The 24,497-nt window shown below is 44.5% G+C and carries 25 protein-coding genes; 20 read left to right on the plus strand and 5 right to left on the minus strand.

The window, feature by feature from the left end; all coding sequences use genetic code 11:
* Positions 1–46: 46 nt before the first annotated feature.
* Genes AB4329_RS19175 through AB4329_RS19185 form a run of 3 tightly spaced genes read left to right on the plus strand, consistent with a single transcriptional unit; the run spans position 47 to position 2,803 of the window.
* Positions 47–436, plus strand: coding sequence for a hypothetical protein (locus AB4329_RS19175; RefSeq protein WP_372139050.1), 390 nt, complete (start codon positions 47–49; stop codon positions 434–436).
* Between the two features lie 28 nt (positions 437–464).
* Positions 465–1,538: a methyltransferase gene (locus AB4329_RS19180; RefSeq protein WP_017062270.1), complete on the plus strand. Its 1,074-nt coding sequence runs from the start codon at positions 465–467 to the stop codon at positions 1,536–1,538.
* Between the two features lie 23 nt (positions 1,539–1,561).
* Positions 1,562–2,803, plus strand: a complete 1,242-nt coding sequence (locus AB4329_RS19185) for an NAD(P)/FAD-dependent oxidoreductase (RefSeq protein WP_371714137.1) — start codon at positions 1,562–1,564, stop codon at positions 2,801–2,803.
* A gap of 128 nt (positions 2,804–2,931) precedes the next feature.
* Here AB4329_RS19185 and AB4329_RS19190 read toward each other — a convergent pair whose 3' ends face one another.
* Entirely contained in the window at positions 2,932–3,438 is a 507-nt protein-coding gene (locus AB4329_RS19190; RefSeq protein ID WP_048659808.1) for a hypothetical protein, read from the minus strand.
* A gap of 139 nt (positions 3,439–3,577) precedes the next feature.
* Positions 3,578–4,711 carry a flagellar assembly protein FlgT gene (locus AB4329_RS19195; protein WP_146492327.1) on the minus strand — a complete coding sequence of 378 codons (1,134 nt, stop codon included), beginning with the start codon at positions 4,709–4,711 and terminating at the stop codon, positions 3,578–3,580.
* 192 nt (positions 4,712–4,903) lie between these two features.
* Here AB4329_RS19195 and AB4329_RS19200 point away from each other — a divergent pair, with 192 nt between their 5' ends.
* Positions 4,904–5,539, plus strand: coding sequence for a FlgO family outer membrane protein (locus tag AB4329_RS19200; RefSeq protein WP_017064137.1), 636 nt, complete (start codon positions 4,904–4,906; stop codon positions 5,537–5,539).
* Positions 5,540–5,548: 9 nt separating this feature from the next.
* A complete protein-coding gene (gene flgP, locus AB4329_RS19205) occupies positions 5,549–5,980 on the plus strand; it encodes a flagellar assembly lipoprotein FlgP (protein ID WP_016791311.1) in 432 nt (143 codons plus the stop codon).
* A gap of 240 nt (positions 5,981–6,220) precedes the next feature.
* On the opposite strand, the gene AB4329_RS19210 is transcribed toward flgP, so the two are convergent.
* From AB4329_RS19210 to flgA, 3 genes are all read right to left on the minus strand, one after another.
* Positions 6,221–6,646 carry a flagella synthesis protein FlgN gene (locus tag AB4329_RS19210; RefSeq protein ID WP_017062264.1) on the minus strand — a complete coding sequence of 142 codons (426 nt, stop codon included), beginning with the start codon at positions 6,644–6,646 and terminating at the stop codon, positions 6,221–6,223.
* 66 nt (positions 6,647–6,712) lie between these two features.
* The gene (gene flgM / locus AB4329_RS19215) at positions 6,713–7,030 is read right to left on the minus strand and encodes a flagellar biosynthesis anti-sigma factor FlgM (RefSeq protein WP_017062263.1); all 318 of its coding nucleotides are present in this window, start codon (positions 7,028–7,030) and stop codon (positions 6,713–6,715) included.
* Positions 7,031–7,208: 178 nt separating this feature from the next.
* On the minus strand, positions 7,209–7,955 hold the full coding sequence (gene flgA / locus AB4329_RS19220; protein WP_017064135.1) for a flagellar basal body P-ring formation chaperone FlgA: 747 nt from the start codon (positions 7,953–7,955) through the stop codon (positions 7,209–7,211).
* A 77-nt stretch (positions 7,956–8,032) separates the two neighbouring features.
* Here flgA and AB4329_RS19225 point away from each other — a divergent pair, with 77 nt between their 5' ends.
* The 15 genes from AB4329_RS19225 (at position 8,033) to AB4329_RS19295 (ending at position 24,383) form a co-directional block, all read left to right on the plus strand.
* Positions 8,033–8,959 (plus strand): chemotaxis protein CheV, encoded by a 927-nt coding sequence (locus AB4329_RS19225; protein WP_372139052.1) that lies wholly within the window; start codon positions 8,033–8,035, stop codon positions 8,957–8,959.
* A gap of 11 nt (positions 8,960–8,970) precedes the next feature.
* Positions 8,971–9,798 (plus strand): protein-glutamate O-methyltransferase, encoded by an 828-nt coding sequence (locus AB4329_RS19230; protein WP_004736174.1) that lies wholly within the window; start codon positions 8,971–8,973, stop codon positions 9,796–9,798.
* A gap of 255 nt (positions 9,799–10,053) precedes the next feature.
* Positions 10,054–10,449 carry a flagellar basal body rod protein FlgB gene (gene flgB / locus AB4329_RS19235; protein WP_004736175.1) on the plus strand — a complete coding sequence of 132 codons (396 nt, stop codon included), beginning with the start codon at positions 10,054–10,056 and terminating at the stop codon, positions 10,447–10,449.
* 4 nt (positions 10,450–10,453) lie between these two features.
* Complete coding sequence (gene flgC / locus AB4329_RS19240) at positions 10,454–10,867, plus strand: flagellar basal body rod protein FlgC (RefSeq protein ID WP_004736176.1); 414 nt, start codon at positions 10,454–10,456, stop codon at positions 10,865–10,867.
* A gap of 17 nt (positions 10,868–10,884) precedes the next feature.
* Positions 10,885–11,598, plus strand: coding sequence for a flagellar hook assembly protein FlgD (gene flgD / locus AB4329_RS19245; protein WP_010439286.1), 714 nt, complete (start codon positions 10,885–10,887; stop codon positions 11,596–11,598).
* Between the two features lie 49 nt (positions 11,599–11,647).
* Positions 11,648–12,952, plus strand: coding sequence for a flagellar hook protein FlgE (gene flgE, locus AB4329_RS19250; protein WP_017062260.1), 1,305 nt, complete (start codon positions 11,648–11,650; stop codon positions 12,950–12,952).
* Positions 12,953–13,203: 251 nt separating this feature from the next.
* On the plus strand, positions 13,204–13,953 hold the full coding sequence (gene flgF, locus AB4329_RS19255) for a flagellar basal-body rod protein FlgF (RefSeq protein WP_017056855.1): 750 nt from the start codon (positions 13,204–13,206) through the stop codon (positions 13,951–13,953).
* A 21-nt stretch (positions 13,954–13,974) separates the two neighbouring features.
* The gene (gene flgG, locus AB4329_RS19260; protein ID WP_017062259.1) at positions 13,975–14,763 is read left to right on the plus strand and encodes a flagellar basal-body rod protein FlgG; all 789 of its coding nucleotides are present in this window, start codon (positions 13,975–13,977) and stop codon (positions 14,761–14,763) included.
* Between the two features lie 88 nt (positions 14,764–14,851).
* Positions 14,852–15,628: a flagellar basal body L-ring protein FlgH gene (gene flgH, locus AB4329_RS19265; RefSeq protein ID WP_017066181.1), complete on the plus strand. Its 777-nt coding sequence runs from the start codon at positions 14,852–14,854 to the stop codon at positions 15,626–15,628.
* A gap of 94 nt (positions 15,629–15,722) precedes the next feature.
* Positions 15,723–16,814 (plus strand): flagellar basal body P-ring protein FlgI, encoded by a 1,092-nt coding sequence (locus AB4329_RS19270; RefSeq protein ID WP_017062257.1) that lies wholly within the window; start codon positions 15,723–15,725, stop codon positions 16,812–16,814.
* Between the two features lie 13 nt (positions 16,815–16,827).
* Positions 16,828–17,745, plus strand: coding sequence for a flagellar assembly peptidoglycan hydrolase FlgJ (gene flgJ, locus AB4329_RS19275; RefSeq protein ID WP_372139054.1), 918 nt, complete (start codon positions 16,828–16,830; stop codon positions 17,743–17,745).
* Positions 17,746–17,964: 219 nt separating this feature from the next.
* Positions 17,965–19,845: a flagellar hook-associated protein FlgK gene (flgK, locus tag AB4329_RS19280; RefSeq protein WP_017067655.1), complete on the plus strand. Its 1,881-nt coding sequence runs from the start codon at positions 17,965–17,967 to the stop codon at positions 19,843–19,845.
* 10 nt (positions 19,846–19,855) lie between these two features.
* Positions 19,856–21,046 (plus strand): flagellar hook-associated protein FlgL, encoded by a 1,191-nt coding sequence (flgL, locus tag AB4329_RS19285; RefSeq protein WP_017064129.1) that lies wholly within the window; start codon positions 19,856–19,858, stop codon positions 21,044–21,046.
* Positions 21,047–21,464: 418 nt separating this feature from the next.
* Positions 21,465–22,601, plus strand: a complete 1,137-nt coding sequence (locus AB4329_RS19290; protein ID WP_017069005.1) for a flagellin — start codon at positions 21,465–21,467, stop codon at positions 22,599–22,601.
* A gap of 648 nt (positions 22,602–23,249) precedes the next feature.
* Positions 23,250–24,383: a flagellin gene (locus AB4329_RS19295; protein ID WP_048616124.1), complete on the plus strand. Its 1,134-nt coding sequence runs from the start codon at positions 23,250–23,252 to the stop codon at positions 24,381–24,383.
* Positions 24,384–24,497: the final 114 nt, after the last annotated feature.

The raw sequence follows: 24,497 nt of genomic DNA on the forward strand, positions 1-24,497 counted from the left end.
CTAAATACTATGCGCGCTTATAAATAAACACAGATAAGGAATTTAAATGAAATTACTAAAAATAGCAGTTTCAATGTTATTCATATTCGTTCTTGCAGGATGTGGACGCGTCCAACCTGTAATGAATGTTGAGGATACTCCAGTTGCACTGAATCTTCAAAGTAAACAGGTTAAATCAGCTATTTCTGAATCTGCTGAAAATCGAGGCTGGTTGGTTTCAGAAATAAAGCCTGGTTTGATCCGCGCTGAATTGTATGTTCGTTCGCACCACGCTGTGGTTGAAATTCCTTATAGTGATAAGTTTTACTCTATTCTTTACGTTGAGTCAGAGAATTTGAAGTACGACGATGGTGAAGTACACCGTAATTACAACCGTTGGGTTAATAACTTAAACGTTGATATTAAACGTAAGCTTGCGCAAATGGCAGCTGAGTAACTCTCTATTATTTAAAGTTAGGTTTTTCGTGTCGGAATATAAATTAGATCCATTCAACGCATTAGAAGCAAAAACAGAAGCGCAGAAATTGTCTTTCGCTCCGATTGTTTTTCATACTGCTCGTACACTTCGTGATTTAGGCATTTTGAAAGCGTTAGATGACGCGGGCAACGAGGGTTTACCAGCAGAGTCTATCTCTGAATCGACCGGTGTCTCTGAGTACGGCGTGAAAGTCCTGCTCGATATGGCGTTAAGTGCTCATATTGTGACTTGGGAAAAGCCTAACTACAAAATGGCTAACCTTGGTTTCTACCTTCTGCATGATGGTATGACTAACGCAAACATGGATTTCACAGCCGATGTTTGTTATGCCGCGATGATGCATCTAACAGAAGCGATTGAAGAAGGCACACCTGCAGGCTTGAAAGAGTTGGGTGATTGGGAAACCATTTACCAAGGCTTGTCTCAATTGCCAGAAAAAGCCAAAGAGAGTTGGTTCAAGTTTGATCACTTCTATTCGGATCGCTCGTTCCCTGTGTTACTTGAAAAAGTCTTCAGCAAGAAACCTAAGTCGCTGGTGGATATCGGCGGCAACACGGGTAAGTGGGCGATGCAATGCTGCAACCATGATGCGGACGTTGAGGTGACGATTGTTGATTTGCCACAGCAGCTAGAAATGGCAATGGCAAACGCGGCAAAGCATGGTCATCAAGAGCGAGTCACGCCATTCCCAGCGAATATGCTCGATAAACAGCAAACTCTGCCAACGGGCGCGGATGTTTGGTGGATGAGTCAGTTCCTTGATTGTTTCTCGCCAATGGAGATTCTGAGCATATTAAAGCGCGTTCGCTCTCATATGTCAGAAGATGCGACTGTCTATATCCTTGAACTGTTTTGGGATTCACAGAAATACGATGCGGCTTCTTATAGCTTAAACGCGACGTCTCTCTACTTTACCTGCTTGGCCAATGGCAACAGTCGTTTTTACCGCAGTGAAGATTTCTTAGAGATTGTTGAAGAAGCGGGCTTTGAAGTGGTAACGCGTACCGACGATATCGGTCTTGGTCACACGCTTCTAGAATTGAAAGCTGGCGCGCAATAAAAATAACAAACATGGCTTAAATAATGAAAAAACTATCAACTCAAGTGGTGATCATCGGAGCTGGGCCATCAGGGTCTATTGCTGCGTCTTTACTTCATAAAAAAGGCATCGATGTTCGAGTGATTGAAAAGAGCGTATTCCCTCGCTTTTCTATTGGTGAAAGCCTATTACCAGCTTGTATGGAAGTGATTGAACAGGCTGGGATGACTGACGCAGTGATCAACGCTAACTTCCAATACAAAGATGGCGCTGCCTTTCGAAAAAATGGCGTTTATACGGCGTTCAATTTTGAAGACAAGTTCTCTTCTGGCCCTGGAACCACGTTTCAGGTTCAGCGAGGTGCCTTTGATAAGGTTTTGGCAGATACGGCTGAGGCGCAGGGTGTCTGCATTGATTACCAACATGAGTTAATGGGCATTAATTTCACCGACGACAGCACCATTTTAGATGTACAAGTGCTGGGTGGAGAGCGTTATCAGATAGAAGCGCAATACGTTCTGGATGGCAGTGGTTTTGGTCGAGTGCTACCAAAAATGCTTAACTTGGAAGAGCCGTCATCGCTTCCTCCACGCAAAGCTATTTTTACGCACATTAACGATCATATTGCAGAGGTGGATACCGATCTTGAATATGACCGAAATAAAATTCTTATCTCTGTGCATCCAACCAACCCTGATGTTTGGTATTGGTTGATCCCGTTTAGTAACGGTGTCTCTTCGTTTGGTGTGGTAGGAGAGCCTAAGTTCTTTGAGTCCTATCCAGAAGACAAGATTGCTGCAATTAAACAGCTGGCAGCGGAAGAGCCGGGCTTGGCTGAGATACTGGCAAGCGCCGAGTATCCAAACCCTGCGGGTGAAATTGGTGGCTATTCTGCCAATGTAAAACATTTGGCGACGGATAAGTACGCGTTGCTTGGCAATGCCGGCGAGTTCCTTGACCCGGTGTTCTCGTCAGGCGTGACGATTGCGATGAAGTCGGCACAGTTTGCGGTTGAGTGTGTCGAAAAGCAACTTAACGGTGAGAAGGTAGATTGGGAACGCGATTATGCCGCTCCGTTGTTGGTTGGTGTAAACACCTTTAGAACGTATGTTGAGGGGTGGTACTCAGGTACTTTGCAGGATGTGATTTTCTATCAAGATCCAAATCCAAAGATTAAGCAGATGGTGTGCTCAATTCTGGCGGGTTACGCATGGGATCAAGCCAACCCTTATGTGAAAGAGTCTAAGCGCCGATTGGCGACACTGGCTGAGATATGCCGAAACTAGGTAATCGATTTTGTATGTAGCAATACTCTAAATTGTCACGATGGATCGTCATAAATTAAAAACAGCCGCAATGTGCGGCTGTTTTTGTATCTGAAATATATGGGTGGTCAGCTTAATCGGATTTAAGCCTATTTTAAGTCGATGCTGTTCAATCGTCCCATAAATATAAGTAGATCAATTACGTCTTTGTGAGCATCAAGCAGCGCACGTTTGGTTTGGCTATAAGCTGCAAGTCGGCCGTGCTTTCTGATTGAACATACCTTGGTTTTGTACTTGTAGTCACCATTCTCAGAGAAGACGCGCCACTTAGCGATGTAGCACTCGTCGCGGTGCTCAGGATCATTCTGAGTTGGATTTGGCTTGAATACAATTTTGGGTTCTAAACTATGAGGCAGGCGCGTCATTAGGTAGGGCTCTTTGAGGACTTTGGGCCAAAATTTACCCCAAAGCTGTCTGCCCAGTTCATCTCTTAATTTAATGGTTTTCTTTAGTGCTTTGTCTTCACCCATACGAACAAAACCGACCGACCGATGCAGCACCGTATCTTCGGGAGTATGGATGTGGATCTTAAAAGCGGTTTTACCTTTCGAGATAAAGCGGTAACCGGTAGCACCAATTAGATTATTCTGACTCATAGTTTGCTAAGTGATGATTATGTTATTAATAAGATTACGCCAAATACTGCAAAACCGAAACTAATACCCATGAAAAAAATAAAGCCTTAGCATCTTTGCTAAGGCTTTATTAGAAACTCTGAGACGAGAGTGTCGCTAACTACATGATTTTCTGCATCACATCACCAATTTGAATGCTTCCCGCAAGGCTTGGCTGATCAATCGTGAGTTCCGCTTCGTTTTCGTAAACGCGAGAAACCGTTAGGGTGATGTCGCTTTGAGAAACCTTGTTGCGTGGCAAACCGCGTTGGTCGATAAACGAACCTGTGTGCCACAGTTGCAACTTGTCACCTTGTTGTACGCCATGCATTCGACCTAAATCAATGGTCACAGTGTTACCAAATACCGCTGCAACCTCTGGAAGGGTGATCTTACATGACACTTCCGATTCTAAGTCCAACATAATATTACGGCTAACACGCAGCATCATGCTGCCGTAGGTTGATGCCCAGAAACGGGCACTGCGGGTGTCGACTTCACTGGTCTTAGCAAATGGCCACTTTGCCACTTCACGATAGCTACGGTTGTAAACCTGATGCCCTGTTTTACCATCGAAGACTTGCATCTCTAACGCAAACTGGCGATTGATGATGTCGTCTTTCAACAGTTTGGACTCGATGGTCGCGGTTAAATCGGTAATATCGCCACCAATGATGTACTGCGCGCCAGTGTCTTGGGCGATCATTTTGATCACCTCAGGTCGACGTTTGTCGATGTCGTAATTGGTCGTGCCAACGGAAACAAAGCTGCGAGACTCTTGTGCTAGCTGTCGATCCACGACATGGCCAAAATCATCGCCAATATTATAAATTCTGCCCATTACCGCTTGTTGTGGGGAGGTCACATCAATGTTGCCGACCAAAAATGTCTTTTTATATTGGCTCTCATGGCAAGCATTTGCCGAAGGATAGATATCGATCCTTGCAGTGATCATTATATTGCCACTACGCTTTTTCTCTTTTTCTACCAAGATGTAGCGCACTTCGTGGTTGGTAAATTGATATTCCTTTTTCTTCCCATCTAGATACGGCGTGAGGTTGGCAATGCTGCCGATGTCGGCTCCTGAGAACTGAATAGCCTTGTATACTGCGTCTTCTAGTGCATGGATTCTTGCCGTCTCTTCTGACGAAACTATGGTTGCAGTACCGGTAACTTCATACCAGGAGGCATGAGCACTGAAGCTTATTGTTATCAGTGAACTTATTGAAAATAAGTAAGAAATTATTTTTTTCATCTATTCGTTACCAGTTGGGTATAAATATTGCTTAACAAATAACTATAAGCTTGAAGCTGACTTAAGTGCGATTTTCTTAATCTGAACCATTAATGAAAAGCAAAGACTGTTCCAACATTGTAATCCATTGAAAAGAATAATGGTGAGAACATATTGGAACAGGTAGCACTAAATATATCTGGAGATTAGAGAATGAAAAAATGGCTCGTAGTAATGAGTGTCATGTTACTGACATCATGCGCTTATTCGCCGATCTATAACGGCAAGTCTGAATATTCAGGCAGTCAGTTTATGTTGATGGACAGCCCTCGTCATACTATGGATTTTTTCGTGGAAAGTATGACTGAAGATTTGATCATTTCGAATACAAGTATTTCAGCTAGAACGCCGATAGCGATCACTTCGTTTGTTGATTTGCAGCATATGGATACAACGAATTGGCTAGGAAACTCGGTATCAGAAGGCTTCATTCATCAGTTTCAGCGTCGTGGCTTCAAGGTAGTTGATTTTAAAACTACTGGCTCTATCCAAGTGACTCACCAAGGTGACTTTGCGTTGAGCCGCGATTGGAAAGACTTAGCTCAAGAGCAAGACGTACAGTATGTACTGACAGGCACCATGCTTCGCCAAGAAGGCGGTGTACTAGTAAATGCTCGCGTTGTTGGCATGCAAACTCGAATTGTAGTGGCGACGGCACAAGGCTTCTTACCTGCAGACCGTATTGGCCGTGACCTAGATACTCTCAACAGTATTCGAACTCAAGATGGCGTGATCATTCGTTCCGATCCAACGATCAGTCAGCCTTATACTGTTATTCTTCGCCCTTAGGAGTTCGAGATGAAGAAGTTAATGTTTGTTGTTGCCGCTTTATTGCTTGTTGGCTGTCAGCCATTGCAGAGCATGAGACCTGATGATTTCTTAGTGGCTGTTGGCTATGCGAGTATCAGTGAGCAGAAAGGTCGTAACGACGAAGAGAGACGTATCCGCGCGATGAGAGCCTCTAAGATCGATGCTTATCGTGAGCTTGCTGAACAGGTTTACGGCATGCGAGTAAGCGGTCGAGCAGAACTTGAAGATCAACGGCTTGGTACAGAGCGTACGTCAGGTGCGGTTGATGGTGTTATCCGTGGCGCAGAAGTGGTGCGCAGTTACCCTGTGGGTGATAGCTACGTAACAGAGCTTCAGTTGGATATTCGCAAGATGGATCAGCTACGTAACTACGGTGAAGTTCAGGCAGTACCTGAGAAGAGACAACAAACACTGTTCTAATTTCGGTGTTCGAATTGAATATTCAGTGATATTGGTTGCTACTCGCTTTCCAGATGGCATATCGGCAACCAATAACTAATATGGATGTAAAAGCGGCAAGTATGAAAATACTTGCCGCTTTTTTGTTTATCGATTTTGTCAGGGTGTTCAAAGGCTGATTAGAAATTTTGATAAAGAACAACGACAGAAATAGCCTGAGATACAGACTTAAGTAGGAGTGTTGTTGAAGAGGTAGCTTAACTAGGCTTTTACGTTGGTTCCCAGCGTGGAAATAGTATGCGTTTGACCACCGGCATTGTAGGTCATGCCAATTTTACCGTGGCTTTGCTGCATCATATTGCTGAGTTTTTTGAAGCTAAGGTGTGCTCGATTCAAGGCTTCGCCATTAACAAGGTTCGCTTGCTGGCAATCGTGCACTATCGACTGGATCTTTGTGACTAACTGAGCAAGTTCAGGATTCTCGGTCAGTTCTGAGATATTGGTATGGGTCGCGATTCGCTGATCGGTTGATCTTAATTGTTCAACAAGGACTACTTTTTCTTTGGCGATTCGCTCAATATCGTTTGATTGTCGGCTCGTAATAGCGGTTTTCTCTGAACTTAGTAATTCAGATAAGGCTTTGGCATTTTGAAGTTGAAAATTAACTAAATCTGCTAGTGCCGCCATAACGTAAACCTATTCATAACCTCGTGTACTTTAAGACAATAACTTCAATGAAAAGTTAGTGTTTTCTTAAAGGCCTTTTAATTCATCTTCGAACTTGATCATGTTGTCAGCCAGTTTCTCTGGATCGACAGTGTATGAACCATTCGCAATTGCTTCTTTGATCGCTGCTACTTTCACAGAATCAAAGCTTGGCTGTGCTGCCATATCTTGGTGGAGCTGACCAATCGCTTTGCCTTGTTGGCTCAGTGAAACCGCATCTTTGCTTGCTGGTGATTTAGTTGATACATCAGAGCGTGATGCCTCAGAACTAGAATCAGAGCGTACTGCTGATCGGTTAGTGGTCGTTAGGGTTTGCCCTGAACGAATATTATCAATGCCTGCCATAGTTAAGCCTTTTTCTTCAAAAATGGGAACCTGTACAGTCAATATCGACCAAGGGTTCGAATACTTTAGCAATTTTTAGCTCAATAGTCGAAAAGGGACAAAACACCGCAGCCGTTATATTTGGCGTTAGAGTTGAGGGTGAAATCGCTAACGATACCGTCAATTTAGAAGTAAAGAGTTAAAAGTAAACCGTGACTTCAGACATGCTGGTAACAATCCCTTCAATTATACGCTGTGATTTATCATTTTTCACTCTTACTTGATCACCCATAGAGCCATCGGTAAGCGCAGTTCCTTTGGTGGTAATGGTCATGCCACCTTTTACTGCCTGTATGATAACCTTCTCGTTTCGGCACACGACACAGATATCACCTCTTTCTACAACATCGCCCGGTCTTAGGTTCTTTTTTACCTTAGCGCCGATGACCTGATGTGGAGCTGTGAAACCTTGGCGACGAAACTTGTTAAGAGAAATCATAGCGGTGGTGACATCGTATTGACCGACGATTTCGCCTCTCGCGAGTGAGCGAGTGGTGGTGACAAGAGGCACCGACATCGAAAGGCGCACCGGTACATAAACTCGCCACTCATCAGGAACACATTGCACTAAAACCGTAATACTGCTGCGGGTATTGGTGGTCGTTGAAGCGCTGGTCTCTAAAGGCACTGGGCAGTCTGTCGCTTTGATTCTTGAGTCAACATTTGCTGAATTAACAAAGAGTTCGCCACCTTGTGGCTGCTCAACTGTATCAAGGATATGTTGCTCCGCTGCAGACTGAATCATCTCAATTTGTTCTGGGGTCGCAGCTTGTACAAAAAAACTAAACAATATTGATAAAATGCCGATAAACTTAGCGACAGTTTTAAAAGTAGCTCTACACATTGCTATGGAAAGAGGTGGCAAATTTGTTTTATAATACGTCATTCCGTTTCTCTGGTGGTTCGTAGCCTGCAGTAGACTAACACTTTTTATACAAAAAAGTTTGATATGGAGATGAGCTCATGACGGGTATTCTTGATTCGGTGAATCAGCGTACGCAACTCGTCGGTCAAAACCGATTAGAATTACTAACCTTTCGCCTAATGGGGCGTCAGCGTTACGGCATTAATGTCTTTAAAGTAAAAGAAGTGCTGCAATGCCCTAAGCTGACAAAGATGCCAAACTTGAACCCACTGGTTAAAGGTGTAGCACACATTCGTGGCCAAACGATCTCTGTGATCGACTTGAGCTTAGCGATTGGTGGCCGTCCTACAACGGATATTGAAAAGTGTTTTGTGGTTATCTCTGAGTTTAACCGAACCATTCAAGGTTTCTTGGTAAGTTCAGTTGAGCGCATTATTAACATGCACTGGGAATCGATTCTTCCGCCGCCAGATGGCGCAGGTAGAGCTAACTACCTGACAGCGGTAACCAACATTGATAATGAATTGGTAGAAATTCTTGATGTTGAGAAGATCCTTGCAGAAATTTCTCCTGTTGATGAAACAATGGACAGCAAGATTGCTGAAGATATTGCGAAAGTAGAACAAGAGAAAGAACTGGTTCGCCGCATCTTGATTGCTGATGACTCGACCGTTGCTCGTAAGCAGGTTCAACGTGCTATTGAGTCGATTGGTTTTGAAGTTATCGCGGTGAAGGATGGTAAAGAAGCCTACGAGAAGCTGATACAGATGTCATCAGAAGGCAGTATTTACGATCAGATTTCATTGGTGATTTCTGATATCGAAATGCCAGAAATGGATGGATATACGCTGACTGCTGAGATTCGTCGTCACGCCGAACTTAAAGATTTATACGTAATTTTACACTCATCGTTGAGTGGTGTATTTAACCAAGCCATGGTTGAGCGTGTTGGAGCTAACTCCTTCATCGCTAAATTCAACCCAGATGAGCTTGGTGCAGCTGTAAAAGCTGCGTTAACTAACTAAAAGAGACATTAATGACTGCTATAACAATAAGTGATCAAGAGTATCGCGATTTCAGCCGTTTCTTAGAATCTCAATGTGGCATTGTATTAGGTGACAGCAAGCAGTATTTAGTGCGCAGTCGTCTAAGCCCATTAGTAACGAAGTTTAAGTTAGCTTCTTTGTCTGATTTGTTGAGAGATGTAGTAACAGGTCGAAACCGTGAGCTGCGTGTGGCTGCTGTCGATGCCATGACGACGAACGAGACACTTTGGTTCCGTGATACTTACCCGTTTGCTGTGCTTGCGGATAAGCTTCTACCGGAAATAGCGGCAAATAAACGTCCTATTAAGATTTGGTCTGCGGCAAGCTCTTCAGGCCAAGAAGCATACTCAATGGCAATGACGATTCTTGAAACTCAAGCTCGTAAGCCAGGTATGCTGCCAAATGTATCGATTACCGCAACTGACATCTCAGCAAGTATGTTGGATATGTGCCGCACTGGCGCTTACGACAACCTTGCATTGGGACGTGGACTTTCTCCAGAGCGCCGTCGTACTTTCTTTGAAGATGCGGGCGATGGCCGTATGAAAGTGAAAGATAACGTCAAGCGCATGGTGAACTTCCGCCCTCAGAACCTGATGGACAGCTATGCATTGTTAGGCAAGTTCGACATTATTTTCTGTCGTAACGTGCTGATTTACTTCTCGCCTGATATGAAGTCAAAGGTACTTAACCAGATGGCAAATAGCCTCAACCCTGGTGGGTACTTACTATTGGGCGCGTCTGAATCGTTAACAGGCTTAACCGATCGTTTTGAAATGGTTCGCTGTAATCCAGGCATCATCTACAAATTAAAGTAACGAGCGGCACCGATATTAGGTGTAAGGTTACCGTCTAAATTTAAAACCCAGCCAAGTGCTGGGTTTTCTTTTTCCTGCTTAAGCTATATCTTTAAGTCAGAGTGACATTCCAATTTACTCTATTTTTTGGCTTGTTTATTGCAAGTTTACCCACGAGTAACCTGTAAAAGCATTGATAGACCGCCTTGTTTCAAAAGTTGGTATATATATTGCTTTGGTTATTTCATAACAGTCAGTTCTTGAGTTGAGGTTTACATGGCTATTTCTTTTGACAATGCTTTGGGCATTCACCAGCACACAGTTGGTGTACGTGAGCGTAACGCTGAGGTGCTTTCCACCAATATCGCGCAAGCAAACACGCCTGGGTATAAAGCAAAGGGATTAGACTTTAAGAAATCACTGCAAGCGGCAAGTTCTGGGGCAAGCATTGGTCTTAGCCGTACAGATGGTCGGCACATTTCTGCCTCAACAACGGTGAACGGGGAAACGAAGTATCGCATTCCTACCCAACCTGATACAGGAGATGGCAACACGGTTGATTTGGATTTGGAAAGAAACCTTTTCATGCAAAACCAAATTAGGCATCAAGCCTCTCTCGACTTCTTAGGAAGTAAGTTCAAGAATTTAACTAAAGCGATTAAAGGGGAATAATTAGATGAGTTTATTCAATGTATTCAATGTGACTGGTTCTGCGATGAGTGCTGAATCTGTTCGTCTAAATACGACCTCGAGCAACCTTGCGAACGCGGACAGTGTAAGTAGTTCTGCTGAAGAAACTTACAAGGCTCGTCACGCAGTGTTCGGCGCTGAGTTAAATAAAGCACGCAACAGTGGTCACACTGTGCCTGTGAAAGTATTAGGTATTGTGGAAAGCGATAAGCCGCTAAGCGCGGAGTACAACCCGGATCACCCATTAGCGAACAACGAAGGCTATATCTACAAGCCTAATGTCAACGTTATGGAAGAAATGGCAAACATGATTTCGGCATCACGTGCGTACCAAACAAACGTACAGGTTGCTGACTCGAGTAAACAAATGCTGCTGCGTACGCTGCAGATGGGTCAATAAGGATAAGGAGGTAGCACATGGCTGGAATCAACAACAATGTTGGTCAAAGCGGCTTGTCCTATGTTGACCAGCTGAAGAGTCTTCAAGATGGCGCTAAAAAGCCCGACGAAACAACAGGTAAGCAGGATCTTAAACAAGAAGACTTCTTATCTTTGTTGACTAAGCAACTAGCACAACAAGACCCTTTCAAGCCGGTTAGCAATGACCAGATGATTGCGCAAATGGCTTCATTTGCGACCGTAGATGGCATTGGCAAAATGAATACACAGTTTGAAAGCTTGAATTCATCAATGACCTCTAACCAAGCTCTTCAGGCCTCCTCTTTAGTTGGGCGTGATGTATTGGTTCCTGGTGCGGCAGGTGTAAAACCCGGTGATGGCGGTATGGCGGCAATGGTTAAGCTTCCTCAGGCAATGGACAATGTAATGGTCCGTGTTGAGAACGAAGTTGGCCAATTGGTTCGCACATTTGATATCGGCTCTAAACCATCTGGTGATACACGTGTTGAATGGGACGGAAAAGACGAAGACGGTAACCCATTGCCGGCCGGTAAATACAACGTGAAAGCGTCGGGTTTGCTGGATGGCGAGAACACAGAGTTCCAAGTTTCCAGTTATGCGAACGTGAACAGTGTGCTTCTTGGTAAGGGCGATGGCAACGTACTACTCAATCTGGCTGGTTTCACATCGCCAGTACGACTTGCTGAAGTACTAGAAGTTGGTAAAGCGTAGCTCTTTATTGAGTGACTATGCTAGCTAGATAGATTAGGAGAATAATGGAATGTCATATGTAGCTTTAAGCGGCCTATCCGCTGCACAATTAGACCTTAATACAACCAGTAACAACATTGCGAACGCAAACACATTTGGCTTTAAAGAGTCTCGTGCCGAGTTCGGTGATGTTTATTCAAGCTCGTTGTTCACTAACGCAAAAACGACGGCAGGTGGCGGTGCGCAAGCTAGCCAAGTGGCGCAACAGTTCCACGAAGGTTCAAGTATTTATACGAACAACCCAATGGACTTACGTGTAAGTGGTACAGGTTTCTTTGCAGTATCGAAAGACCGCATGGTGCCAGAGATTAACGAATTAACGCGTAATGGTGCATTTCACCTAAACAAAGACAACTACATGGTTACCGCTAATGATGAGTTTCTTTTAGGTTACGATGTTGATCCAAACTCGGGGGAAGTTCTTTCTTATGCGCCAAAGCCTCTCGACATTCCTGCTGAGTTTGGTAAACCAAAACAGACAGAAAACATTGAAGTAGGGGTTAACCTTCCTGCAAACGGTGATCTTAAAGACCCGGCTGCATTTAACTTCAAAGATGCTGATACTTATAACCGTGCAACGTCTTCGACGGTATACGATTCTATGGGTCAGTCTTACAAGTTAACGACTTACTACCTCAAAGATCAGACTCAACCAAACACTTGGCAAACGTACTACACCATGTCAGATGAGAACGGTGAAAAGCCGGTCAACATTACTGGTGGTGATGCGACGAATGCACAAGGTCATGTTGGTCACACAATGAAGTTCAACAATGACGGTACGTTAGCAAGCCTAAACAATGGTCAGCCGATTAACTCGGAACCACTGGGTGCTGGTGCGAACCCTATTGACTTGAACGGTGCTGATCCAACTCAAGTGCTTAAGTTTGGTTTAGATTCTTCAACTCAGTTTGCCGCTCCGTTTGAATTGACTAAGTTTGATGAAGATGGCGCGACAACAGGTTTCTTAACAAAAATCGATTTCGATGAGTACGGCAGTGTTCTAGGTACTTATTCAAATGGTGAAAACGTGATGCTTGGCCGTGTAGGCTTGGTTCGTGTACCAAATGAGCAAGGTCTGGATAAGAAAGGCGGTACTCAATGGGATTCTACCAACGACTCTGGTGACAAGATCTGGGGTGAATCGAACAAAGGTTCATTTGGTAGCATCAACAACGGCTCGCTAGAGCAGTCGAACATCGATATGACTCAAGAACTGGTTGATTTGATTTCTGCTCAACGTAACTTCCAGGCGAACTCGCGTTCTCTAGAAGTACACAACCAGCTACAACAGAATATTCTTCAGATTCGTTAATCGTTTAAAGCGTTTGAATCATCTGCGAATACCCAATTCAATGTTATTGAATTGGGTATTGTTGTTTGTCTTTTTATTTGCCGCCCCTATTGCCGCCCGGTAATGCCACTGGCAACAATTCTTCCTCAATGATCCTTTGATGATCACCCTTCTTGTTCGTTTTCTATTTAAATTATTGATAAATAACAGTTAAAAATATTGGCACAGTGTTTGCTTTATTAGCCCCAGAAGATGATTTTTGGAGCAAAATTATGGATCGCGCACTGTTTCTTGCCATGAGTGGCGCTAAGCAAAATATGCAAGCTTTGCAGCTACGTGCAAACAACCTTGCCAACGTAAGTACAACGGGTTTCCGTGCTGATTTAGCACAGGCACGTTCAATGCAAGCGTATGGCGAAGGCATGCCTACTCGTGTTTTCAGCATGACAGAGCGTCCGGGTCATAATTTCGCTCAGGGTAGTGTGGTTACTACTGGCCGAGATCTAGACGTTACCATTCAAGGTGATGGTTGGATTTCAGTGATGGACAATACTGGCCGTGAAGGTTTAACACGTAACGGTAACCTAAGGGTTGACCAAAACGGTTTACTAACCAACGCAAGCGGTCACTTAGTGCTTGGTGAAAACGATGCACCAATCACGCTGCCAATCCCAATCAGCAAAGTAGAAATTGGTACAGACGGTACGATTTCGGTGATTCCTCAAGGCGCTCCAGCTGAAGAATTGGCCGTGGTTGATCGTATTAAGCTTGTACGTCCAGACAACCAAAGTTTGTTTAAAGACACGAATGGTCTATTCCGTTCGAAAAACCCAGATCAGGCATACGAAGCAGATGCAGCGGTAACGTTGCTAAAAGGTGCTATCGAAGGCAGTAACGTAAATGCCGTAGGTGAAATGACCAGCCTAATTGACTTACAACGTCAGTTTGAAATGCAGGTCAAAATGATGAGCACAGCAGAGGAAATGGACAAGTCGTCTGATTCACTGCTTCGTATGAGCTAATAGAATTTAAAGGACATTGCTATGCATCCAGCATTATGGGTAAGTAAAACGGGTTTAGACGCCCAACAAACCAATATCTCAACGATTTCGAACAACCTTGCCAACGCCTCGACCATTGGTTTTAAAAAGAGCCGCGCGGTATTTGAAGATCTGTTCTACCAGAATATTAATCAACCGGGTGGTCAATCGTCTCAGAATACTGAGCTGCCAAGTGGTTTGATGCTGGGTGCCGGTTCTAAGGTCGTCGCGACTCAAAAAGTGCACACTCACGGTAACGCACAAACGACATCTAACAGCCTAGACATGATGATTGAAGGCGACGGTTTCTTCCAAGTTGAAATGCCAGACGGTGAAACAGGTTACAGCCGCAATGGTCAGTTCACACTGAACGGTGAAGGCGCGATCGTAACGTCGGGCCAAGGTTATCCTCTACAACCAGAAATTGTGATTCCTGAAGACGCGATCTCGGTAACGGTTGGTAACGACGGTGAAGTATCGGTTCGTCTACGTGGCGAGCAAAACAACGTCGTGGTTGGTCAAATTACCATTACTGACTTTGTAAACCCAGGTGGTCTAGAGCCAGTAGGTCAAAACCTTTACTTGCCAACTGGCGCGAGTGGCGACCCACAAGAGGGTGTACCGGGTTTTGATGGCCTGGGTAACATCCGCCAATCGATGCTAGAAACATCGAACGTAAACGTAACCGAAGAGCTGGTAAACATGATTGAAGCTCAGCGTGTATACGAAATGAATTCGAAAGTTATCTCGTCAGTAGACAAGATGATGAGCTTTGTTAACCAACAGCTGTAATTGGTTTATTCGCCGTTTACTTTTTTAATTAATCTATCTGTTTTTGCTAATTGACCCATTTACCACTGCCTGCTGAGAGTATATCGCCATGAAACGTATTTTTTGTTTAGCTTTGTTTATGTCTATGTCGGGATGTGCTGTTCTGGACCCGATCGAGACTCCGGCAGAAGAAAATGCAACCACAGTGGTTGATGCTGTGGAAGGTGATAAGTCGGCGCAAGAGAGCTCTGGCATTATTGACACGCTTCGTGGGCGAACCGATCCAATTGCTGGTGACCCTGCATGGGCGCCAATCAACCCCAAGCAGAAGCCAGAGCATTATGCAGCGGCAACGGGCTCACTGTTTAATGTGAACCACATTGGCAGCATGTATGACGACTCAAAGCCTCGTGGTATTGGTGACATCATCACTGTAGCGCTAGATGAGAATACTCGAGCGACCAAAAAAGCCAACGCAGACATGTCTAAGTCGAATGATGCATCAATGGAGCCGCTGGCTGTTGGTGGTCAAGATCTGACGATCGACAAGTACAACTTCTCTTATGATCTGAGTAACACCAATACTTTTGCTGGTGATGCGTCAGCCAACCAAAGTAACAGCATCAGCGGCTACATTACCGTTGAAGTCATCGAAGTATTAGCTAATGGCAACCTAGTGGTTCGTGGTGAGAAGTGGATGACACTGAACACCGGCGATGAGTACATCCGCCTAAGCGGTACCATCCGTCCAGACGATATTGACTTCGAAAATACCATTGCTTCAAACCGTGTTTCTAACGCACGAATTCAGTACTCAGGGACTGGCGTACAGAAAGATATGCAAGAGCCTGGATTCTTGGCACGATTCTTTAATGTATCTCTGTAGAGCTTGATAGGACGACGACATACTGACAGCCTCTATCACTGAGCCACATTTAGCTAAGCTATTATAAATTAAAGCAATACAGACAGGTTACTCAATGAAAAAACTGACACTCGTACTATTCGGCATGCTATTTCTTGCCACCAGTGCCCATGCTGCGCGAATCAAAGACGTGGCAAAAGTGGCGGGTGTTCGTAGTAACCAACTTGTCGGTTATGGTTTGGTCACGGGCTTGCCGGGTACTGGTGAGACAACTCCCTTTACCGATCAAACATTTAACGCAATGCTGCAAAATTTTGGCATCCAATTGCCGCCCGGCACTAAGCCAAAAACCAAAAACGTCGCGGCTGTTATTGTGACTGCTGAACTGCCAGCATTCTCTAAGCAAGGCCAAGAAGTTGACGTAACCGTTTCTTCTATCGGTTCAGCAAAAAGCCTTCGTGGTGGTACCTTGCTACAGACCTTCTTGAAAGGTCTAGACGGTCAAGTGTATGCGGTCGCGCAGGGTAACTTGGTGGTAAGTGGCTTTAGTGCACAAGGTAACGACGGTTCTAAGATTGTCGGTAACAACCCTAACGTTGGTATCATCTCTAGCGGTGCGACGGTTGAACAAGAGATCCCAACGCCATTCGGTCGTGGTGACTACATCACCTTCAACCTAATCCAATCAGATTTCACAACGGCTCAGCGTATGGCTGATGCGGTTAATAATTTCCTAGGCCCACAAATGGCTTCAGCGGTAGACGCAACTTCAGTAAAAGTTCGTGCACCGCGTGAAATCAGCCAGCGTGTAGCATTCTTGTCGGCTATCGAAAACATCGAGTTCGACCCTGCTGAAGGCTCTGCAAAAATCATCGTCAACTCTCGTACAGGTACGATTGTGGTTGGTAAGCACGTTCGCCTAAAAGCGGCGGCGGTCACCCACGGTGGTATGACGGTTGCAATTAAAGAAAATCTAAACGTAAGCCAACCGAATGCATTCTCTGGTGGCCAAACGGTAGTGGTCCCTGATTCTGATATCGAAATCACGGAAGGCGATGGTAAGATGTTCAAATTTGAACCTGGTCTAACGCTGGACGATTTGGTACGCGCAGTCAATGAAGTGGGCGCTGCACCTTCTGATTTAATGGCAATCCTTCAAGCACTGAAACAAGCGGGTGCAATTGAAGGCCAATTGATCATTATCTAAGAAGGGGTAAAGCATGATTAAAAATAACAATGACATCGGCTTTATTCACGATATCGGTAGCCTAGACCGCCTTCGTCAACAAGCGGTAAACGGTGAAGAAGGTAGCGAGAAAGAAGCATTAACCGCGGCGGCAAAACAGTTTGAATCGATTTTCACCTCGATGTTGTTTAAGTCAATGCGCGATGCTAACTCGAGCTTTAAGTCGGATATGTTGAACAGCCAGAACGAGCAGTTCTATCGTCAGATGCAAGATGACCAAATGGCGAGTGAGTTAAGCGCTTCAGGTTCGTTAGGTCTTGCAGATATGATCGTGGCTCAACTAAGCGCTGGCCAAGCAAGCGATACGTCTGAAGAGAAGGTTCGCAGTGAAGGCTTTGATGCTTCATTGCAAAGACCGCAATATTCAGGCCGTTCGGAAGAGCGAGCGTCAGACGTTCAACCTGCGCAAGCAGCAAAACAGCCAGTATCCTTTGATTCTCCAGAATCGTTTGTGACCTCAATGAAGCCTTACGCGGAAAAAGCGGCAAGTGCGCTTGGTGTGGACTCGTCTCTTCTATTGGCACAAGCTGCCCTTGAAACGGGTTGGGGTTCTAAAATGGTTAAGAACTCTTTGGGCAACAGCAATAACTTATTTAACATCAAAGCAGATAGAAGTTGGAAGGGCGATAAGGTCGCGACTCAAACTCTTGAGTTCCATGGCAAAACCGCCGTTAAAGAGTCAGCTTCCTTCCGTTCTTACTCTAATTTCGAAGAAAGCTTTAATGATTACGTGAAGTTCTTGAACGAAAATCCAAGATACGAAACGGCGCTACAGCATCAAGGCAATTCAGAGAATTTCATCAAAGGTATTCATCAGGCTGGTTACGCAACTGACCCTAACTATGCAGACAAGGTTTTACGAGTTAAAGCCAAGATTGATGAGATGAACTAGCGTCATAAATCAACATAGAGAGCTTGCTACTGGCAGGCTCTTTTCTTCTCCGCCCCTTCAGTTCTTACGCGTAATCCATAGTTATCTCCTTACACTTCAATAAATTATCGTCTTTTAATTTCCTATTGTTTTTGTTGGCACATATATTGCATTTATCTTAGTAATATACGGTTGTAGTTAATCAGTTCATTCTGGTTTTGTTAAGTTTTTGGGGGCATTATGGCGTCGGATCTTCTGAATGTAGGGGCACAAAGTGTTCTTACGGCTCAGAGACAGCTCAACACCACAGGTCATAACATTTCTAACGCTAACACAGAGGGCTATAGCCGCCAGTCTGTGATTCAAGGTGTGAATGACCCGCGCCAGTACGGTGGGCAATCCTACGGTATGGGGGTACATGTGGAAAATGTTCGCCGCTCTTGGGATCAGTTTGCCGTCAAAGAACTTAACTTATCGACAACCAATGCCGCCAACAAAGGCGATACCGAAGCCAACCTCGATATGTTGTCGAGCATGTTGTCGTCGGTCGCTTCAAAGAAGATTCCAGAAAACCTCAACGAATGGTTTGATTCCGTTAAGACTCTCGCCGATACCCCAAATGATGTGGGTGCGCGTAAGGTCGTGTTAGAGAAAGCAGGGCTTGTAACTAAAACCTTGAATGAATTTCATGAAACAGTTCGTCAACAGTCTGATTCTACGAATAAAAAATTAGATATGGGTATCGAGCGAGTTAACCAACTTGCGTACGAGATCCGTGATGTTCAGCGTTTAATGATGCGAACTCCTGGGCCTCATAATGACCTACGAGATCAGCATGAAAAGTTGATTAATGAGCTTTCTGGTTACACCAAGGTTACGGTGACACCACGCTCAAATGCCGAAGGGTTTAATGTCCATATTGGTAATGGCCATACCTTGGTCTCTGGTAGTGAAGCGAGTCAGCTGAAGATGGTTGATGGCTTACCCGATGCACATCAGCGCCGCCTAGCGATTGTTGAAGGTAAGTCTTTAAAACCGATCACCAGCAGTGATATCGACGGAAAAATCGGCGCCATGCTAGACATGCGTGACGAACATATCCCAGCAATCATGGATGAGCTTGGTCGTTTGGCGACCGCGTTTTCATATGAGGTCAATAGTCTTCAAGAACAAGGTTTGGATCTTAACGGCAACGTAGGTAAGGACTTGTTTACCGACGTGAACTCAGAGCTGGTGGCAAAATCTCGTGTCACGGCTAGCGGGCAATCGAAAGCCGATGTTGCGGTATACATTGATGATACTTCTGCCTTAAAAGGCGGTGAGTATGGACTGAAATACGATGGCAGTGATTATGTCGTGACTAAGCCGAACGGTGAGACCGTTAAGATGGCGACCGACTCTAGCGGTAGTGCTTTTTATCTTGATGGCATGCGAGTGGAAGTACGTAACCCTCCTGAACTAGGAGAGAAACTGTTACTGCGTCCAACGCGTAATTTTGCTGCGCAGATTCATATGGAAACCAAAGACCCGAAAGACATTGCTGCGCAAAGTTATGAGGCATCGACCACGTTTGCCAAGGGTACAGCGGGATTTAAAATCCTAGAAGCAGGTCAACTGCGTGAGTTTGAAGTGATTGTCTCACCAAAAGGTGAGCAGTTTGCTGTGACGGATCCGAAGGGTAACATTTTAATGCAGCCTCAACCGTATCCGCCACAAGGGCCAGTGACCATCAACGGTACAACGTTTGAGCTCACACCCGGTGCGGTGGCAAATGATAAGTTTACGGCAAACCTTGTCCCATCAGAAGGTGACAACGGTAACCTGCGTAAGCTACAAGATCTTCAAACAGGAAAGCTGTTGAATGATGGTGAGTCTACGATTTTAGACCTTTACCACAACTTGAATACTAATACGGGCTTGAAGTCTTCAACGGCAAATCGCCTGAGTGATATTGCGACATTAGAAAAACAGTCGGCTCAAGAACGTATTGCTTCTATCTCGGGAGTAAACCTCGATGAAGAAGCGGCAAACATGATGAAATTTCAGCAAGCGTATATGGCTTCTTCACGTATCATGCAAGCAGCCAACGATACGTTTAACACTATTTTGGCTCTGAGATAGGAAGGTATAAATGTTGAATCGTATCTCTAGCTTCCATAATTATCAGTCAGTACAAAACGACTTGCGCCGTCAAGAGAACAAGGTGCATCACAACCAAGCACAACTTGCTTCGGGTAAGAAGTTACAGTCGCCAAGTGATGACCCATTAGCGACGCACTATTTACAGAACATTGGTCAGCAGTCAGAACAGCTTAAACAGTATGTCGATGCGATTACTCTAGTCAGAAACCGTCTTGAGCATCATGAAGTATTGGTTTCTAACACTGAAGGCTTTGCTGATGAAGCAAAACGAACCGTGATGGAAATGATTAACGGTGCGCTTTCTCCGGAAGACCGTTTAGCTAAGAAGCGTGAAATTCAAGAACTGGCGAATAACTTCCTGCATTTAGCCAACTCTCAAGATGAGTCGGGTAACTACACGTTTGCAGGCACTAAGCCGAAAAATCAGCCTTTCTTTCGAGATAACGAAGGGAATGTGACATATCAAGGTGATGACTACCAACGCAAGATGCGTGTGGCAAGCAGCTTTGAAATGGCAATGAATGATCCGGGCAGCAAGATGTTTATGGAAATAGACAACCCGTTCGGTGACTACGAACCTCAGTACGAGCTTGAACCTGCGTCTGAGTTATTGCTCGGGCGTGCGACCAACAGCGATGAAGATGGGTCTACTTATAAAGTGACGTTTGTCGACATGCAGACGGGCAATTTCGCTTATCAGCTTGAAAAAGACGGCGCAGTGGTTGCGGCAGAAGATTTTGATCCTTCGACAGGCATTGTTTATGAAGGGCTGAATATTCAAATCAAAGGCCAAATCACTAAAGGTGATTCGATCACCTTAGAACCACGAGAGACTTTCTCTATCTTTGATACGTTCAAAGAGGCTGCTGAGCAGGCTGAAAACCCGGTATCGGATGCATCAGCAACAGCGAAACTGCACCAAGTAACTGAAGAGTTCCACGCTGCGTTTATCCATTTGACCAAGGCAAGAACCGATGTTGGTGCACGCTTGAGTACTTTGGATATTCAAGAGCAACAACATGAAGATTTCAAGTTGTCTTTAGCAAAAGCAAAAAGCAACTTTGAAGACTTGGATTACTCGAAAGCGATCATTGAGTTCAATGAAAACTCTCGAGCACTACAAGCTTCTCAACAAGCGTTTGGCAAAACCAAAGACCTGACCTTGTTTAACTATATTTAATGATCAATCGGTATTTAATGGTGGCTTGTCGATCACCATGGCGTTGATTCCTTGCCGTATGTGCTATGCCATACGTGCGAATGACGCCACAGTTTGCCGCTTTTTTGTACGAAGCATGATGTTTCTAGAATAGCGGCAAAAAACGGCAATAAGGAAGGTGAATGTTTTTCATCTTCTAATAGTAGAAAATCATAATTGCGCAGTGTTGTTTGTAAGCTTCTGATTTTTAGATAATTAAAAAATTATTTATATGATATTAAACTTGGCATACAACTTGTATCTGTGTTGGTTATAAATGATTAATACAGATCTTAAACCTTGTATAGGGTTTATCGAGTAATACACGGTCAGTGCTTATCCATATGAGAGTAAAGCTGGCCGCTTCGCAGAAACTTTGCGAACTCATAAGGAGAGCAAAATGGCTATCAATGTAAGCACTAACGTATCTGCTATGACAGCACAGCGTTACCTGAATAAAGCATCTAATGACTTAGCGACTTCTATGGAGCGTTTGTCATCTGGTCACAAGATCAACAGCGCGAAAGATGATGCGGCAGGTCTGCAAATCTCGAACCGTCTAACCGCTCAGTCTCGTGGTCTTGATGTGGCAATGCGTAATGCCAACGACGGTATTTCGATTGCTCAAACAGCAGAAGGCGCGATGAACGAATCGACTAACGTACTACAACGTATGCGTGATCTAGCGATTCAATCATCAAACGGCACTAACTCGCCGGCAGAGCGTACTGCACTGAACGAAGAGTCAATGGCACTTCAAGATGAGCTTAACCGTATTGCGGAAACCACATCGTTTGGTGGTCGTCGTCTACTGAACGGTTCATTCGGTGAAGCTTCATTCCAGATCGGTTCTAACTCTGGTGAAGCAATGATCATGGCTCTGACAAGTATCCGTGCAGATGACTACCGTATGGGTGGTACTACGTTCGATTCAGAAAACGCGAAAGATAAGAACTGGGAAGTGCCGCCAACAGCGAGCGATCTTAAGTTCGAATTCAAAACCAAAGCGGGTGAAGACATCGTTTTAGATATCAATACCAAAGCGGGCGATGATATCGAAGAGCTTGCGACTTACATTAATGGTCAGTCTGATCTTGTGAACGCATCGGTTACTGATGATGGTCGCATTCAACTGTTCGTTGCTGAACCTGACCTTGACGGCCCAATGTCTATCTCTGGTGGTCTAGCGTCTGAGCTAGGTATTAAGAGTGAAGGCCGCGCAACATCGGTTCAAGATATTAGTTTGATGAGCGTAGCAGGATCACAGAATGCTATTAGCGTGATTGATTCTGCAATGAAATACGTAGATTCACAGCGTGCTGATTTGGGTGCAAAGCAGAACCGTCTAAGCCACAGTATTAATAACTTGGCAAACGTACAAGAGAACGTAGACGCTTCAAACAGCCGAATCAAAGATACGGACTTTGCGAAAGAGACGACGCAAATGACCAAATCACAAATTCTGCAACAAGCAGGTACTTCGATACTTGCTCAAGCGAAACAGTTGCCTAACTCTGCGATGTCACTATTGCAATAGTTATTGGTTGAACTCGCTGCTCGTGTTCAGACGTGAGCCATGCAGCAAGGGAAACTGGCAAGCATACTTACTATTGAGTGTTTAGCTCTCTCATCTCTCACCTGCTATCCATTTTTACAGTAAGAATGCAACGGCAAGTCGGAAATGTGTTCATTTCTCGATGATCTCCACACAGGCTCTGACGCGCCAACTAGCCCCGGTTCTCTCAAAGGAAAAGGGGCTTTTTCCTTTCTGTATTTCTTGTTTTTGCTATTTACTTTCCTGCGAATTTTCTCGCTCTACCTTTTTCAAATCTCTATTTGACTGTTCTTCTTCACGATAAATAATCTCATCTATTACACAAGATCTGCCTAACTCGGAGATCTTTGGCGATTGATCATTTCTCCACCTTGAGCCATTTAGACGGCGGTTCGTACGCTTTCTGAACAGATTAAGATCTTTTTCCAATTGAAATCTATCGCTGTATTAGAAAATGATGAAAATTAAGTTGTTGATAAATATTAGATTAATATTTTTTTTGTGGTTTTTTGAAAGTTTTTCTAAAGCTTCTGATTTTCGCGCCGTTATTAAAAGTAACTTTGAGAGAACTACTTGGTTTTCCGAGACGTCGGAAACCGCTATACCGGAAAATCAATTGGAGAAATCACCATGGCAGTGAATGTAAATACAAACGTTTCAGCGATGACAGCGCAACGTTACCTAAACAACGCAAACAGCGCACAACAAACATCAATGGAGCGTCTAGCTTCTGGCTCAAAAATCAACAGCGCAAAAGATGACGCTGCGGGTCTACAAATCTCGAACCGTTTGAACGTTCAAAGTCGTGGTCTTGATGTTGCTGTACGTAACGCGAACGACGGTATCTCAATTGCACAAACAGCTGAAGGTGCAATGAATGAGACGACTAACATCCTGCAACGTATGCGTGATTTGTCTCTACAATCTTCAAACGGCTCAAACTCAAAATCTGAGCGTGTAGCGATTCAAGAAGAAGTAACAGCGCTGAACGACGAACTGAACCGTATCGCGGAAACGACGTCTTTTGGTGGCAACAAGTTGCTTAACGGTACTCACGGTACTAAATCATTCCAAATCGGTGCAGACAACGGTGAAGCGGTAATGCTTCAACTGAAAGACATGCGCTCTGATAACGCTCAGATGGGTGGTAAGAGCTACCAAACTGAGAACGCGAAAGATAAAGATTGGAACGTTCAAGCAGGCTCTAACGACCTAAAAATGTCGTTCACTGATAACTTCGGTCAAGCACAAGAAATCGACATCAGCGCAAAAGCGGGTGACGACATCGAAGAGCTAGCAACGTACATCAACGGTCAACAAGACTCTGTTAAAGCGTCTGTAACTGAAGACGGTAAGCTACAAATGTTTACTGGTAACAACAAGGTTGAAGGCGAAGTGGCATTCTCTGGCAGCCTGGCTGGCGAACTAGGCATGCAACCTGGCAAAGACGTAACGGTTGATACTATCGACGTAACATCAGTTGGCGGCGCACAAGAGTCTGTAGCTATTATCGATGCGGCACTTAAGTATGTAGATAGCCACCGTGCTGAGCTAGGTGCTTTCCAAAACCGTTTCGACCACGCTATCAGCAACTTAGACAACATTAACGAGAACGTTAACGCATCTAAGAGCCGTATTAAAGATACCGATTTCGCGAAAGAAACGACTCAGATGACTAAGTCTCAGATCCTTTCTCAAGCTTCAAGCTCGATTCTTGCTCAAGCGAAGCAAGCTCCGAACTCGGCACTTAGCCTACTAGGTTAATCGATTAAAAAGCCACGTTGACTATAAGCGTCAACGTTAGGCTTCCACAAATTAGCTCGTGGTGAGAGATGAGCGCTAAACAGACCCAGCTTCGGCTGGGTTTTTTATGGTTCA

The sequence above is a fragment of the Vibrio sp. 10N.261.54.A5 genome, assembly GCF_041471145.1.
Classification (GTDB): domain Bacteria; phylum Pseudomonadota; class Gammaproteobacteria; order Enterobacterales; family Vibrionaceae; genus Vibrio; species Vibrio crassostreae_C.

Bases quoted from the DNA above. Each gene is read 5' to 3' on its own strand.
- flgF (WP_017056855.1), top strand. From the start codon at position 13,204: ATGGATCGCGCACTGTTTCTTGCCATGAGTGGCGCTAAGCAAAATATG.
- flgM (WP_017062263.1), bottom strand. From the start codon at position 7,030: ATGGCAGGCATTGATAATATTCGTTCAGGGCAAACCCTAACGACCACT.
- AB4329_RS19190 (WP_048659808.1), bottom strand. From the start codon at position 3,438: ATGAGTCAGAATAATCTAATTGGTGCTACCGGTTACCGCTTTATCTCG.
- flgE (WP_017062260.1), top strand. From the start codon at position 11,648: ATGTCATATGTAGCTTTAAGCGGCCTATCCGCTGCACAATTAGACCTT.
- AB4329_RS19185 (WP_371714137.1), top strand. From the start codon at position 1,562: ATGAAAAAACTATCAACTCAAGTGGTGATCATCGGAGCTGGGCCATCA.
- AB4329_RS19270 (WP_017062257.1), top strand. From the start codon at position 15,723: ATGAAAAAACTGACACTCGTACTATTCGGCATGCTATTTCTTGCCACC.
- AB4329_RS19225 (WP_372139052.1), top strand. From the start codon at position 8,033: ATGACGGGTATTCTTGATTCGGTGAATCAGCGTACGCAACTCGTCGGT.
- flgD (WP_010439286.1), top strand. From the start codon at position 10,885: ATGGCTGGAATCAACAACAATGTTGGTCAAAGCGGCTTGTCCTATGTT.
- flgA (WP_017064135.1), bottom strand. From the start codon at position 7,955: ATGACGTATTATAAAACAAATTTGCCACCTCTTTCCATAGCAATGTGT.
- AB4329_RS19175 (WP_372139050.1), top strand. From the start codon at position 47: ATGAAATTACTAAAAATAGCAGTTTCAATGTTATTCATATTCGTTCTT.
- AB4329_RS19230 (WP_004736174.1), top strand. From the start codon at position 8,971: ATGACTGCTATAACAATAAGTGATCAAGAGTATCGCGATTTCAGCCGT.
- flgL (WP_017064129.1), top strand. From the start codon at position 19,856: ATGTTGAATCGTATCTCTAGCTTCCATAATTATCAGTCAGTACAAAAC.
- flgK (WP_017067655.1), top strand. From the start codon at position 17,965: ATGGCGTCGGATCTTCTGAATGTAGGGGCACAAAGTGTTCTTACGGCT.
- AB4329_RS19295 (WP_048616124.1), top strand. From the start codon at position 23,250: ATGGCAGTGAATGTAAATACAAACGTTTCAGCGATGACAGCGCAACGT.
- AB4329_RS19200 (WP_017064137.1), top strand. From the start codon at position 4,904: ATGAAAAAATGGCTCGTAGTAATGAGTGTCATGTTACTGACATCATGC.
- flgH (WP_017066181.1), top strand. From the start codon at position 14,852: ATGAAACGTATTTTTTGTTTAGCTTTGTTTATGTCTATGTCGGGATGT.
- flgB (WP_004736175.1), top strand. From the start codon at position 10,054: ATGGCTATTTCTTTTGACAATGCTTTGGGCATTCACCAGCACACAGTT.
- AB4329_RS19210 (WP_017062264.1), bottom strand. From the start codon at position 6,646: ATGGCGGCACTAGCAGATTTAGTTAATTTTCAACTTCAAAATGCCAAA.
- AB4329_RS19290 (WP_017069005.1), top strand. From the start codon at position 21,465: ATGGCTATCAATGTAAGCACTAACGTATCTGCTATGACAGCACAGCGT.
- flgG (WP_017062259.1), top strand. From the start codon at position 13,975: ATGCATCCAGCATTATGGGTAAGTAAAACGGGTTTAGACGCCCAACAA.
- AB4329_RS19195 (WP_146492327.1), bottom strand. From the start codon at position 4,711: ATGAAAAAAATAATTTCTTACTTATTTTCAATAAGTTCACTGATAACA.
- flgP (WP_016791311.1), top strand. From the start codon at position 5,549: ATGAAGAAGTTAATGTTTGTTGTTGCCGCTTTATTGCTTGTTGGCTGT.
- flgJ (WP_372139054.1), top strand. From the start codon at position 16,828: ATGATTAAAAATAACAATGACATCGGCTTTATTCACGATATCGGTAGC.
- flgC (WP_004736176.1), top strand. From the start codon at position 10,454: ATGAGTTTATTCAATGTATTCAATGTGACTGGTTCTGCGATGAGTGCT.